Here is a 13,251-nt window from a genome sequence, read left to right on the forward strand (position 1 = left end):
GGTACGCGATGCGGCCCGCGCGGCCGCGTCGCACGGCACGTCCCTTGTGCGACTTGTCGGGAATAACATAGTGGGCATCAGAATCGGAGTGGATATCGGCGGCTCGTTCGCCGACTTCGCAGTCCTGAACGACGAAACGGGCGAGCTGAAGACGCTGAAGGTGTTCTCGCGTCCGGACAGCCCGGGCAGCGAAGTGCTGCGCGGGATGGACCAGCTGCGCGAGCGTTACGGCATCGATCCGCGCGACGTCGCGTATTTCACGCACGGCACGACGGTCGGCGTCAATGCGGTCGTGCAGCGCAAGGGCCTGCGACTCGGCCTGATCACGACGCGCCACTTCGAGGACGTGCTCGACCTCGCGCGCCTCAAGGGGCCGGACATGTACAACCTGCTGTCGAAGCGGCCCGCGCCGCTCGTGCCGCGCGAACGCGTGTTCGGCGTGGTCGAGCGGCTGTCGGCCGACGGCAGCGTCGAGACGCCCGTCGACGAGGCGAGCGTGCTCGACGCGGTTGCGCGGCTGAAGCGCGCCGGCTGCGAGGGTGTCGTCGTGTCGCTGCTGCATGCGTACCGCAACCCCGAACACGAACGGCAGGTGAAGGCGATCGTCGAGCGCGAGATGCCGGGCTTCTTCGTGTCCTGCGCGAGCGACGTGTGGCCGATCATCCGTGAATACGAGCGCACGTCGACCGCGGTGATCGGCGGCTACGTGCAGCCAAAGGTCGCGCATTACCTCGGCGCGCTGCAGCGTGCGCTGAAGGAAACGGGCGTCGGCTGCGACATGAAGGTCACGAAATCGAACGGCGGCGTGATGAGCGCGGAAGCCGGCAAGACGCAGTGCGTGCAGATGATCCTGTCGGGCACCGCGTCCGGCGTGATCGGCGCCGCGCACGTCGCGCGCCAGAGCGGGCTGCCGCGCTGCATGAGCCTCGACATCGGCGGCACGACGGCCGACGTTGCGCTGATCGTCGACGGCGAGCCGCAATACGCGAGCGGCGAATACATCGGTGACTTCCAGATCCATATCCCGTCGGTATCCGTGTCGTCGATCGGCGACGGCGGCGGCTCGATCGCGTGGGTCGACGATTTCGGCGTGCTCAAGGTCGGGCCCGACAGCGCGGGCTCGAACCCGGGCCCCGTCTGCTACGGACGCGGCGGCACGCGCGCGACGATCACCGACGCGTTTGTCGTGCTCGGCGTGATCGGCAATGCGAACCTCGGCTACGACGCGGTGAAGGTCGATGCCGGCGCCGCGCACCGCGCGATCGGCGCGCTCGCGGACCGGCTCGGCACGAGCGTGCACGCGACGGCCGAGGCGATCGTCGACGTCGCGGTGTCGGGCATGTATGCGGGCGTGAGCCGGATCGTGTCTCGCTTCGGCATCGACCCGCGCGCGTTCGCGCTGCTGCCGTTCGGCGGCGCGGGGCCAATGCTCGCGTGCCATTTCGCGGACGCGATCGGCATCGCCGAGATCGTCGTGCCGCCGGCGCCCGGCGTGCTGAGCGCGCTCGGCGGTCTGATCGCCGACACGCGCAACGACTTCGTGAAGACGACCTACTACACGCTCGACGGCGCGTCGCTCGCGCGGCTCGGCGAGCATGCGCGCGAGCTCGAGCAGGCCGCGCGCGCGTGGCTCGTCGAGCAGAACGGCAGCGACGCGGGCGCGCGGATCGTCGTGTCGGCCGACATGCGCTACAAGGGCCAGTCGTTCGAGATCGACACGCCGCTCGAACTCGCGTGGCTGCACGGCGACGATCCCGCGCCGCTCGCTGACGCGTTCCATCGGGAGCACGAGCGGCTGTACGGCCATCTCGACGCACGGGCGCACGTGCAGGTCGTCGCGTTGCGGCTCGTGATCACGGCCGCGACGCCGAAGCCGGCACCGCGACCGGTTGCGTCGAGCGACGCGCCGCCGACGCGGGCCGGCACGATCCGCGTGTTCCTGAACGGCGCGTTCCGCGACGCGGCGCTGTACCGGCGCCAGGACCTGAAGGCCGGCCAGCTGTTCGACGGGCCGGCCGTGATCGTGCAGGACGACTGCACGACGACCGTGCTGCCCGCGTATCGCGGCCGCGTCGACGCGGTCGGCAACCTGATCCTCGCGCGCGCGCACTGACCGACGGAGACTTACGCGATGCAATTCGACAAGGCAGTGCTGCAGATCTTCGCAAACTACTGCGTGGCCGCGGCCGAGAGCATGGCCTACACGCTCGTGCGCACCGCGCATTCGACGTTCGTGAAGGAAACCGAGGATTTCTCGTGCGCGATCATGACGCCCGACGGGCTCACGTTCGCGTCGCCGAAGACGCTCGGCGCGACCTGGTACGTCGGCCTCGACTACAGCGCGGTGATCGGCATGATCGATGCGTACGAGCCCGGCGACATCTGCATGACGAACGACGCGTACAGCGGCTTCGTCGCGACGCACACGCCCGACATCGTGATCTGGAAGCCGGTTTTCCACGGCGGCGAGATCGTGTGCTTCGTCGGCGGCCACATCCATAACACCGACATGGGCGGCGCAGTGCCCGCGTCGCTGTCGCGCACGCTGACCGAGATCGAGCAGGAGGGTATTCGCTTCCCGCCGTGCAAGATCGTCCGCGCGGGCGTGGTCGACGACGCGCTGCTGCGGATCATGCGCGCGAACGTGCGCGTGCCCGAGCAGAACGCGGGCGACCTGCTCGCGCAGTTCGCGTCGCTGCATACGGGCGAGCGGCGCGTGCTGGAGATCATCGAGCGCTTCGGCATCGACGGCTTCAAGGCCGGGATGGCCGCGCTGCTCGACTATTCGGAGGAGCAGGCGCGCACGATCCTGCGCGGGATTCCGGAAGGCGAGTACCGCTTCGCCGAATACGCGGACGAGGATTCGGCGAACGGCAAGCCGATGCGCGTCGCGCTCGCGGTGCGCATCCGCGACGGCGCGGTCGAACTCGATTACACGGGCAGCGATCCGCAGCTGCAATCGTCGCTGAACATCCCGACGGGCGGCCGCGAGCGGCATGCGCTCGCGCTCGTCGGGCTCGTGTACGTGCTGTACACGCTGAACCCCGACATCCTGCTGAACACCGGGATGCTGCGCGTCGCGCGCTGCATCCTGCCGGAAGGCACGGTCGTCAACGCGGTGAAGCCGGCCGCGGTCGGGATGCGCAGCCTGACCTGCAAGCTGCTGCACCTGCTGACGTTCGGCGCGTTCGCTCAGGCCGTGCCGGAACGGCTCGCCGCGTGCCCGGCCGGCGGCCTGTCGATCCTCAGCGTGAAGACGATGAACCGCGACGGCGACACGGTGATGGCGTCGATCGGGCCGATCGGCGGCGGCGCGGGCGGCAGCGCCGCCGACGATGGCGAGGACGGCTCGGGCGCGAACAATGCGTTCCTGCGCAATACGCCGGTCGAGATCAACGAGGCCGAGGTGCCGATCCGGATCCTGCGCTACGGCGTCGCGCCGGGCTCGGGCGGCGCGGGCGAGTATCGCGGCGGGCAGGGGCTCGTGATGGAGTTCAAGGTGTTCTCGCCGAATACGCTCGTGACCGCGCGCAACCGCGACCGCACGCGGTTCGCGTCATGGGGCATGCGCGGCGGGCGGCCGGGCGCGAACGCGCGCTTCGTGCGCAACCCCGACACGCCGCACGCCGAGCAGCTCGACAACAACGACCTCGTCGTCTGCATGCCGGGCGACGTGATCCGGCTCGTCGGCGCGGGGGCGGGCGGCTACGGCCGGCCCGTCGACCGCGACCCGCGCCGCGTGCGCGACGACGTGCTGCGCGGCTATGTGAGCCCCGATGAAGCGCGCGACGTGTATGGCGTTGCGCTCGCCGATGACGACGTGGACGCGGCCGAAACCGCGCGGCTGCGCGACGCGCTGCGCGGGCGGCAGGCCGCGCCGGCGTTTTCGTTCGGCGCCTATCGCGAGGCGTTCGAAGCGAAATGGACCGGCGCGCGCTACGCGGCGCTGACGCGGATTCTCGCGGGCGTGCCCGTGCAATGGCGCTACTTCATCAAGCACCGGCTGTTCGACGCGCTCGACCGGCGCATCGAAGCCGATCCGCAGGGCTGCGCGGACGGCGGCGGCGAGATCGTCGATGCGCTGTTCGCGGAGCTGTGCCGCGCATATCCGCAGCTCGTGCAAGCGCGGCGCGCATCTGCTGTCTGATCGACCGGCGACGACAAATTCTGCAAGCAAGGACCTCAACGATGAACAGTTTCGATCCGGCCAACGTCGAAGTGCGCGGCGCGCATTTCATCGGCGGCGAATATGTCGACGGCACCGGGGCGATCGACGTCCGCCGTCCGTCCGACGGCCACGTTTACGCGGCGCTGCCGATCGCCGATGCGGCGCTCGTCGACCGCGCGGTCGAGAACGCGTGGCACGCGTTCAGGACGAGCGACTGGGCGCGCCGCGCGCCGCGCGAACGCGCGCGCGCGATGCGGCGCTGGGCCGAGCTGATCGAGGCCGACGTCGCGACGCTCGCGCCGCTCGAAGCGGTCGGCTCGACGCGCCCGATCGCGGACGCGGCGCGCTGGGACGTGCCGTTCACGGCCGAAGGCATCCGCTTCTACGGCGAGTATGCAGACCGGATCGGCGGTGACGTCGCGGCGACGCGCACCGACCATCTCGGGATGACGATCGCGGAGCCGTATGGCGTGATCGCGGCAATTGCGCCGTGGAACTTCCCGCTGGTGATGGCGTCGTGGAAGGTCGCGCCGGCGCTGGCGGCCGGCAACGCGGTGGTGCTGAAGCCGTCCGAGATGACGCCGTTCTCGGCGCTGCGGCTCGCTCGGCTCGCGATCGAGGCGGGCATTCCGCCCGGCATCTTCAACGTCGTGCAGGGCGACGGCCGCACCACCGGCGACGCGCTGTGCCGGCACCCTAAGATCGCGAAGGTGACGTTCACGGGTTCGACGCAGACAGGCGCCGCGATCATGACCGCGTGCGCGCAATCGGGCACCAAGCCCGTCACGCTCGAACTGGGCGGCAAGAGCCCGCAGATCGTGTTTGCGGATGCGCCCGATCTCGACACGGTCGCGCGCCGCGTCGCCGCGGCGATCACCGGCAACGCGGGGCAGGTGTGCGTCGCGGGCTCGCGGCTGATCGTCGAGCGCGGCGTCGAGGCGCGCTTCGTCGAGCGGGTCGCGGCCGCGTTCGCCGAGCTGCGGCCGGGCGCGACCTGGGCGGCCGGCACGACGCTGCCGCCGATCGTGTCGCAGCCGCAGCTGCAGCGGATCGACGCGATCGTGCAGCGCACGCTCGAAGGCGGCGCGCAGGCGGTCGCGGGCGGCGGCCGGATCGCGCTGGCCGGCGACGGCGCGTTCTATGCGCCGACGATCCTGACGGGCGTGACGACCGAATCGCCGGCCGTGCGCGACGAGATCTTCGGGCCGGTGCTGACCGTGCAGACGTTCGCTGGCGAGGACGAGGCGCTCGCGCTCGCCGCGCACGACAAGTACGGGCTCGCGGCCGGCGTGCATACGGCCGACCTGGGCCGCGCGCTCCGGATGATGCGCGGGCTCGAGGCCGGCACCGTGTGGATCAATCGCTACGGCCGCACGTCGGATTTCGTGATCCCGACCGGCGGCTACAAGCAGTCGGGGATCGGCAAGGATCTCGGCCGGCAGGCGTACGAGGCGAACCTGCGGTTCAAGAGCGTGCTGATCGACCTGTCGGCCGGCGCGTGATGCGAGCCGTGTCGGCGACCGGTTCGCGCACCTGCACACGGCAGGATCCCGCCCCCATCCGCGCGGACGGAGCGGGCATGCCGGAGGGCCGGCGCGCGGCGCCGCATAGTGTGCTGCGGGCGCCGCGCAAAACGGTGGAATGTGCGTGCGGCGCGCGCCAATACACGGCAACTCGGCTTTTTGGCGGTGATTAAATGGTTTTCAACCGGCGGGCGCCGCGCGCCTCCGATACCTGTCGTTCGAACGTCCCGAAGGATCCGATGAAATTCGAATCGTATTGGCTGGAAACCCGTCCCGCGTTTCGCGCCGGCCGTGACGGGCCCGTCGACGGACGCGCGGACGTGGTCGTGATCGGCGGCGGCTTCACGGGCCTGTCGGCCGCGCTCGCGCTTGCGCAGCGCGGGGTCGCGGTCGTCGTGCTCGAAGCCGGGCAGATCGCGAGCGAGGCGTCGGGGCGCAACGGCGGCCAGTGCAACACGGGCCTCTCGCAGGATTACGCGTCGCTCGCCGCGCGGATCGGCGCGCCGCAGGCGAAGCAGTTCTATCGCGCGTACGAAAGCGCGGTGAAGAGCGTCGAGTCGATCGTCGCCGAGCATGCGATCGACTGCGATTTCCGGCGCGGCGGCAAGCTGAAGCTCGCCGCGAAGCCGCAGCATTTCGCGGGCCTCGCGAAGACCTGCGACGCGCTGCGGCGGGACGTCGATCCGGACGTCGAACTGATCGAGCCGTCGCGGATCCGTGACGAGGTCGGCTCCGACGGTTTTTACGGCGGCCTGCTGCAACGCAACGGCGGCCAGATGCACATGGGCAAGTTCGGGGTCGGACTCGCCGAGGCCGCGTCGCGCGTCGGCGCGCGCATCTACGAGCAGGCGGCCGTCACGCAACTGAAGCGGCTCGACGGCGACCGCCACGAAGTGACCTGCGCGCGCGGCACGATCGTCGCCGATCGCGTGCTGGTCGCGACGGGCGCGTCGCAGCACGGGCCGTTCGCGTGGTTCCGGCGGCGCATCGCGCCGGTCGGCAGCTTCATCGTCGTCACCGAGCCGCTGCCCGACGCGCAGCTGAACCGGCTGTTCCCGCACCGCCGCGCGTACGTGACGACGCGCCATATCGGCAACTACTTCCGCGTGACGCCCGACAACCGGCTGCTGTTCGGCGGCCGCGCGCGTTTCGCGATGTCGAATCCGCGCTCGGACGCGAAGAGCGGCGAGATCCTGCGCGCGGGCATGGCCGCGTACTTCCCCGAGCTCGCGAACGTGCGGCTCGACTATTGCTGGGGCGGGCTCGTCGACATCACGGCCGACCGGCTGCCGCGCGCGGGGCAGCACGAAGGGCTGTACTACTCGATGGGCTACAGCGGCCACGGCGTGCAGATGTCGGTGCACATGGGCCGCGTGATGGCCGACGTGCTGTACGGCGCGGCCGCGTCGAATCCGTGGCGCGAGCTCGACTGGCCGGCGATGCCCGGCCATTTCGGGCACGCGTGGTTCCTGCCGTTCGTCGGCGCGTATTACCGGCTGCAGGACATCCTGCACTGATTGACGATGATGCGCGCGGCACGCCGGCTCGTTTGCGGCACGGTCGCGCGACAGGAGTGATGCAAATGACAGGGCGATTCGTTCGTCTCGCCGAAACCGGGCGCCATCCGGTCGCGTTTCGCGTCGACGGCCGCACGGTGAACGGGCTCGAGGGCGACACGCTGCTCGTCGCGATGCTGACGCAGACGGGCCACGTGCGGCAATCCGAGTTCGGCCCCGAGGCGCGGGCCGGTTTCTGCCTGATGGGCGCGTGCCAGGACTGTTGGGTCTGGACCGCCGACGGCGAGCGCCTGCGCGCATGCACGACCGTCGTGCAGCCGGGCCTCGACATCGTCACCCGGCAACCGGAGGCGCAATGGCCGAATCTCGCGTAATCGTCGTCGGCGCCGGGCCGGCCGGCGTGCGCTGCGCACAGACGCTGGTGGACGCGGGCGTGCGACCGCTCGTGATCGACGAAGGCCGGCGCGACGGCGGCCAGATCTACCGGCGCCAGCCCGACACGTTCTCGCGCCCGTACGAGAAGCTGTACGGCACCGAGGCTGCGCGCGCGAAAGACCTGCACGACACGTTCGGGCGCCTGCGCGCGTCGCTCGACCATGAACCCGACACGCTCGCCTGGAACGTATCCGGCGGCGCGCTCTACACGGCGCGCGACGGCGTGTCGGTGCGGCGCCCGTACGATGCGCTGGTGCTGTGCCCGGGCGCGACCGACCGGCTGATGCCCGTCAAGGGCTGGCAGTACGCGGGCACGTACAGTCTCGGCGCGTCGCAAATCGCACTGAAGGCGCAAGCCTGCGCGATCGGCGCGAACGTCGTGTTCATGGGCTCGGGCCCGCTGCTGTATCTCGTCGCGAACCAGTACGTGCAGGCCGGCGCGAAGGTCGCGGCCGTGCTCGACACGTCGCCGGCCGCGAACCGGCTGCGCGCGTTGCCGAAGCTGATCGCGCGGCCCGACGTGCTCGCGAAGGGCATCGCGCTGGTGCGCGCGCTCAAGCGCGCGGGCGTGCGCGTCGAGCACGGGATCGCGCCGGTCGAGATTCACGGCGATCCCGCGCAGGGCGTGTCGGCCGTCAGCTTTCGCGGCGCCGGCGGCGCGATCGAGCGCATCGCGTGCGACGCGCTCGCGCTCGGCTATCACCTGCGTCCCGAGACGCAGCTCGCGGATCTGGCCGGCTGCGCGTTCCGTTTCGACGGCGACACGCGGCAATGGCTGCCGCAGCTCGACGACATGGGGCGCAGCTCGGTCGCGGGCGTCTATCTGGCCGGCGACGGCGCGCGCGTGTTCGGCGCGGACGGCGCGGAAGCGGCGGGCCGCCTCGCGGCGCTCGCGGTGCTGAAGGATCTCGGGCGGCCGGTCGACGCGCGCGAGGTCGCCGCGTTGCAGCGCGAGCGCGCCAAGATGGACCGCTTCCGCGCGGGGCTCGCGCAGGCGTTTCCGTGGCCCGCGCAACAAGCCGCGGCGCTTTCCGACGACACCATCGTCTGCCGCTGCGAGGGCGTGAGTGTCGGCGAACTGCGCCGCGTGATCCGCGACGAAGGCGCGTGCGAAGCGAATCGCGCGAAGGCGTTCAGCCGTGTCGGGATGGGGCGCTGCCAGGGCCGCTACTGCGGCCACGCGGGCGCGGAAGTGATTGCCGCCGCGGCCGGCGTGCCGCTCGAAGCGGTCGGACGCCTGCGCGGGCAGGCGCCCGTGAAGCCGCTGCCGATTGCGACGCGTGCGACGTGTACGGCGGGTGCGCCGCCTGCGCCGCAGCCCGAAGCCGTGACGACGATGGGGGACGAGTGATGCGGGCCGATGCAGATGTCGTGATCGTGGGCGGCGGGTTCATGGGCGCCGCCGCCGCGTTTTTCCTGCGCCGGCGCGGCCGGTCGGTGATCCTGCTCGAACGCGCGCTGATCGGCCAGCAGGCGAGCGGAACCAATTTCGGCAACGTGCGGCGGCAGGGCCGCTATCTGCCGCAGCTGCCGCTTGCGAACCGGTCGCGCGAGATCTGGGGCCGGCTGCCGGAGCTGATCGGGCACAGCGCGGAATTCCTGCAGACCGGGCATATCCGTGTGTGCTACCGGCAGGAGCAGGACGACGCGTTCGACGTCTATGCGCGCGAGGCCGCGCATTACGGGCTGAAGCTCGACCTGTATCGCGGCGCGTCGATGCGCGCGAAGTTTCCGTTCCTCGGCCCCGAGGTGCTGAGCGCGTCCCATTCGGAAATGGACGGCCATGCGAACCCGCGCCTCGCCGCGCCCGCGTTCGGCCGCGCGGCGGCGCGCGCGGGTGCGCGGATCGAGGAGAACACCGCGATCGCGACGGTCGAGAAGGACGGCGACACGTTCCGCGCGACGAGCACCGACGGCCGCGTGTTCTGCGCGCCGAACCTGCTCGTGACGGCCGGCGCATGGGGCAGCCAGCTCAGCGCGCAATTCGGCGAAGCGGTGCCGATCGCCGTCAACGGTCCGCAGATGTGCGTGACGGAGCCGGTGCCGTATGCGATCCGGCCCGTCGTCGGGGTGTCGTCGCCGCATATCGAGGAAGTCGTGTATTTCCGCCAGGTCGAGCGCGGCAATATCGTGATCGGCGGCTGCGCGCGCGCGCCAGCCTATCTCGACGAGCGGCGCGCGAAGGTGCTGCCGGAGAGCACGCTGCTGCAGTTCACGCAGCTCGCGCGCGTGATTCCCGCGCTGACGCGGCTGAACATCATTCGCGCGTGGAGCGGCGTCGAGGGCTACATGCCGGACGACCGGCCGATCATGGGACGCAGCGCGAAGGTCGACGGGCTGTATTACGCGTTCGGCTTCTGCGGGCATGGTTTCCAGCTCGGCCCGGGCGTCGGCGACACGATGGCGGAGCTGATCGATACGGGCGCGACGAGCACGCCGATCGAGCCGTTCGCGATCGGCCGCTTCGCTGCGTCGGCCGAGGCCGCGCACGCGACGACCTGAGGAATCCGGTCATGGCCAACGCTTTCCACGATACGGACGACGCGGACAACATGGACGACGCCGCGACGAACCGCACGTTCGGCGCTGCGCGGCCCGTGTCGCGCGCGGTCGGCGGCGCGCTGCAGATCATCGAAACCTCGTTCGCGCAGCCGCTGAGTCTCGACACGCTCGCGTCGGTTGCCGGGTTGAGCGTGTCGCGGTTCGCGACGCGCTTTCGCAGCGAAGTCGGCGTGTCGCCGCACCGCTATCTGTGTCTCGTGCGCATTCGTCATGCGCAGGACCTGTTGCGCGCGGGCCTGCCGCCGTCGGTCGTCGCGACCGAGGTCGGGTTCTTCGACCAGAGCCATCTGGGCCGGCATTTCCGGCGCGTGCTCGGGCTCACGCCGCGCGACTACGTCGAGCAGCCGGGCGCGCCGCGCGATGAACAGGGCGCAGCCGGTCGGGCCGTGCGGCGGGCGCCCGAGCGTGCGGAACCGGTGGCTTGCCACGCAGGGCGGTGAGCGGCGCGCGGACTTTGCACGTGCAAAGTCCAGCGGAGGCGGGCAGCGGCGGCGCAACGATTGATGTGCGGCCTACCCCTGAAACAACCGCCCCTGCCCCGACACCACCGACTCGAAATCGTCGCGCAGGAACGGCAGGATCGCATCGGCGACAGGCTGAAGCTGGCGGCTCACGTAGAACGCGTAGTCGATCGGCGAGCGCATCGTTTCGAGCGGCTCCGGGCCGGCCGTCGTCATCATGTAGCTGATCCATCCGCCGCGCTGGTACTGCAGCGGGCGGCCGTGCGCCTCGTTGAACGCATCGGCGGTGCGCGCGGCGCGCACGTGCGGCGGCACGTTGCGCTGATATTCGCTGAGCGGCCGCCGCACGCGCTTGCGGTAGACGAGCAGGTCGTCGAGTTCGCCCGCGAGCGTGCGGCGCACATAGTCGCGAATGAAGTCCTGATACGGCTCCCGCTTGAACACGCGCCGGTACAGCTCGCGCTGGAACTGCTGCGCGAGCGGCGTCCAGTCCGTGCGCACCGTCTCGAGTCCCTTGAACACGACGTCTTCGCTGCCGTCCGGCGCGACCGCGAGGCCCGCATAGCGCTTCTTGCTGCCTTCGTCCGTGCCGCGCACGGTCGGCATCAGGAAGCGGTGGTAGTGCCGTTCGTATTGCAGTTCCAGTGCACTGTCGAGCCCGAAGCGCTCGCGCAGGTGCGTCGTCCACCAGCGGTTCACGTGCTCGACGAGCGCGCGTCCCTTGCGGGCCGCTTCTTCCTCGGTGTGCGGCTGCCCCAGCCACACGAACGTCGAATCCGTGTCGCCGTAGATCACTTCGTAGCCCTGGGATTCGATCAGCTCGCGCGTGCGGTGCATGATCTCGTGGCCGCGCATCGTGATCGACGACGCGAGCCGCGGATCGAAGAACCGGCAGCCGGTGGAGCCGAGCACGCCGTAGAACGCGTTCATGATGATTTTCAGCGCCTGCGACAGCGGCGCGTTGCGCTGGCGTTTCGCGAGGTCGCGCTCGTCCCACACGCGCCGCACAATGTCCGGCAGGCTATGCCGCGTGCGCGAGAAGCGCGCGCCGAGAAAGCCCGGCACCGACGCGTCGTCGCCGGGATCGGCGAGGCCCTCGATCAGCCCGACGGGATCGATCAGGAACGTGCGGATGATCGACGGGTACAGGCTCTTGTAGTCGAACACGAGCACCGAATCGTAGAGGCCGGGCCGGGAATCCATCACGAAGCCGCCGGGGCTCGTCTGCCCCGTCACGTCGCCGACGTTCGGCGCGACATAGCCGAGCCGGTGCATGCGCGGCAGGTACAGATGCGTGAACGCCGCGACCGAGCCGCCGGTGCGGTCCGCCGCGAGCCCGGTCACGGTCGCGCGTTCGAGCATGAACGACAGCAGGTCCGCCTTTTCGAAGATGCGCGTGACGAGTTCGCAGTCCTTCAGGTTGTAGCGCGCGAGTGCGGGCTTGTCGTGGTCGAAGCGGCGCTGGATCTCGTCCATCCGCTGGTACGGGTTGTCGATCGACTTCCCTTCGCCGAGCAGCGCCTGCGCGACGTATTCGAGGCTGAACGACGGAAAGGTCCACGTCGCGGATTTCAGCGCGTCGATGCCGTCGATCACGAGCCGTCCGGCCGCGGCCGCGAAGAAATGGTCGGGCTGCTGGCCGTGCGCGCGCCAGTCGAGCACGCTGCCGCCGCGTCCGAGCCGCAGCGGCACGCGATACTGCTCGGCGTGCGCGTGCAGCACGCGCAGGTCGAACTGGATCAGGTTCCAGCCGATGAGCACGTCCGGGTCGTGCTGCTCGAACCAGTCGTTGAGCCGCGCGAGCAGCGCGGGCCGATCGTCGCAGTAGTCGAACCGGAAGTCGATGTCGCGGGCGTCGCCGTTGGCCGGGCCGAGCATGAACACCTGCCGCTGCCCGCAGCCTTCGAGCGCGATCGAATACAGCTCGCCGCGCGCGCTCGTCTCGATGTCGAGCGACACGCATCGCAGCGCGGGGCGGTAGTCGGTCTCCGCCTTCAGCTCGCCGTCGGACAGCGCGCCGTCGGCGGCCGGCACGCCGCGAAACCGCACCGGCGCGGTAATGAAGCGTTCCATCGTGTAGCGGTCGGGCGGCTGCACGTCGGCTTCGTAGACGTCGACGCCCGCGCGCGCCAGGCGCTTGTGCAGCGCAGACAGGTGGCGATACCGCCGGCAATAGAGGCCGACGACCGGTCGCTGCCGGAAATCGCGCAGCGCGAGCGGGCGCAGTTCGGCGCCGGTTTCGCTGGCCAGCTCGCGCTCGGCCGCTTCGCGCTGTTCGGCCGGGATGAACGCGACCGCTTCCTGCGGACGCAGCCGCACCCGGCGCGGACCGCGTTCGGTTGCCAGCCAGAACTCGATTTCGACGCCGGCAGCGGTGTCCCGCCAGTGGCGGGTGAGGATGAAGCCCTGCTCGAATTCCGTCAAAACGCGCGCTCGCGGTGGGTGCCCAGGCGGCGGATTTTACCGCTAGCGCGGGGTGGTCGCGCGGGACGCGCCATTGGTCGGGGGAGCGGGGTGCCGTCTTGCGCGGCGGGGCGGGCTCAACTTGCGATCGATAACCGGTACCGGGCCCGCGCCCGGTTGAG

At 70.5% G+C, this 13,251-nt stretch carries 9 protein-coding genes; 8 read left to right on the forward strand and 1 reads right to left on the reverse strand.

Annotated features, from left to right (window positions below):
• Nucleotides 1-70: 70 nt before the first annotated feature.
• The 8 genes from ACV229_RS16810 to ACV229_RS16845 all read left to right on the forward strand — a co-directional run bounded on the left by ACV229_RS16810 (nucleotide 71) and on the right by ACV229_RS16845 (nucleotide 10,645).
• Nucleotides 71-2,113, forward strand: a complete 2,043-nt coding sequence (locus ACV229_RS16810) for a hydantoinase/oxoprolinase family protein (RefSeq protein ID WP_448084235.1) — start codon at nucleotides 71-73, stop codon at nucleotides 2,111-2,113.
• Between the two features lie 18 nt (nucleotides 2,114-2,131).
• The gene (locus tag ACV229_RS16815; RefSeq protein WP_448084236.1) at nucleotides 2,132-4,147 is read left to right on the forward strand and encodes a hydantoinase B/oxoprolinase family protein; all 2,016 of its coding nucleotides are present in this window, start codon (nucleotides 2,132-2,134) and stop codon (nucleotides 4,145-4,147) included.
• A 41-nt stretch (nucleotides 4,148-4,188) separates the two neighbouring features.
• Nucleotides 4,189-5,670 (forward strand): aldehyde dehydrogenase family protein, encoded by a 1,482-nt coding sequence (locus tag ACV229_RS16820; protein ID WP_448084237.1) that lies wholly within the window; start codon nucleotides 4,189-4,191, stop codon nucleotides 5,668-5,670.
• 260 nt (nucleotides 5,671-5,930) lie between these two features.
• Nucleotides 5,931-7,208, forward strand: a complete 1,278-nt coding sequence (locus ACV229_RS16825; RefSeq protein WP_448084238.1) for an NAD(P)/FAD-dependent oxidoreductase — start codon at nucleotides 5,931-5,933, stop codon at nucleotides 7,206-7,208.
• 65 nt (nucleotides 7,209-7,273) lie between these two features.
• Nucleotides 7,274-7,582 carry a (2Fe-2S)-binding protein gene (locus ACV229_RS16830; protein ID WP_448084239.1) on the forward strand — a complete coding sequence of 103 codons (309 nt, stop codon included), beginning with the start codon at nucleotides 7,274-7,276 and terminating at the stop codon, nucleotides 7,580-7,582.
• Nucleotides 7,564-8,994 carry an FAD-dependent oxidoreductase gene (locus tag ACV229_RS16835; RefSeq protein ID WP_448084240.1) on the forward strand — a complete coding sequence of 477 codons (1,431 nt, stop codon included), beginning with the start codon at nucleotides 7,564-7,566 and terminating at the stop codon, nucleotides 8,992-8,994. Before ACV229_RS16830 ends, ACV229_RS16835 begins: the two co-directional genes overlap by 19 nt.
• Nucleotides 8,994-10,145 (forward strand): NAD(P)/FAD-dependent oxidoreductase, encoded by a 1,152-nt coding sequence (locus ACV229_RS16840; RefSeq protein ID WP_448084241.1) that lies wholly within the window; start codon nucleotides 8,994-8,996, stop codon nucleotides 10,143-10,145. The genes ACV229_RS16835 and ACV229_RS16840 overlap by 1 nt, the downstream gene beginning before the upstream one ends.
• Before the next feature lie 50 nt (nucleotides 10,146-10,195).
• Nucleotides 10,196-10,645 carry a helix-turn-helix domain-containing protein gene (locus ACV229_RS16845; RefSeq protein WP_448084384.1) on the forward strand — a complete coding sequence of 150 codons (450 nt, stop codon included), beginning with the start codon at nucleotides 10,196-10,198 and terminating at the stop codon, nucleotides 10,643-10,645.
• Between the two features lie 72 nt (nucleotides 10,646-10,717).
• Here the strand turns inward: ACV229_RS16845 and ACV229_RS16850 are convergent, their stop codons facing one another.
• Entirely contained in the window at nucleotides 10,718-13,090 is a 2,373-nt protein-coding gene (locus ACV229_RS16850; protein WP_448084242.1) for a DNA polymerase II, read from the reverse strand.
• Nucleotides 13,091-13,251 lie beyond the last annotated feature (161 nt).

Source organism: Burkholderia sp. MR1-5-21 (assembly GCF_053427715.1).

Coding starts and splice junctions, on each gene's coding strand:
- ACV229_RS16815 (WP_448084236.1), top strand. CDS start 2,132: ATGCAATTCGACAAGGCAGTGCTGCAGATCTTCGCAAACTACTGCGTG.
- ACV229_RS16820 (WP_448084237.1), top strand. CDS start 4,189: ATGAACAGTTTCGATCCGGCCAACGTCGAAGTGCGCGGCGCGCATTTC.
- ACV229_RS16825 (WP_448084238.1), top strand. CDS start 5,931: ATGAAATTCGAATCGTATTGGCTGGAAACCCGTCCCGCGTTTCGCGCC.
- ACV229_RS16830 (WP_448084239.1), top strand. CDS start 7,274: ATGACAGGGCGATTCGTTCGTCTCGCCGAAACCGGGCGCCATCCGGTC.
- ACV229_RS16835 (WP_448084240.1), top strand. CDS start 7,564: ATGGCCGAATCTCGCGTAATCGTCGTCGGCGCCGGGCCGGCCGGCGTG.
- ACV229_RS16840 (WP_448084241.1), top strand. CDS start 8,994: ATGCGGGCCGATGCAGATGTCGTGATCGTGGGCGGCGGGTTCATGGGC.
- ACV229_RS16845 (WP_448084384.1), top strand. CDS start 10,196: ATGGACGACGCCGCGACGAACCGCACGTTCGGCGCTGCGCGGCCCGTG.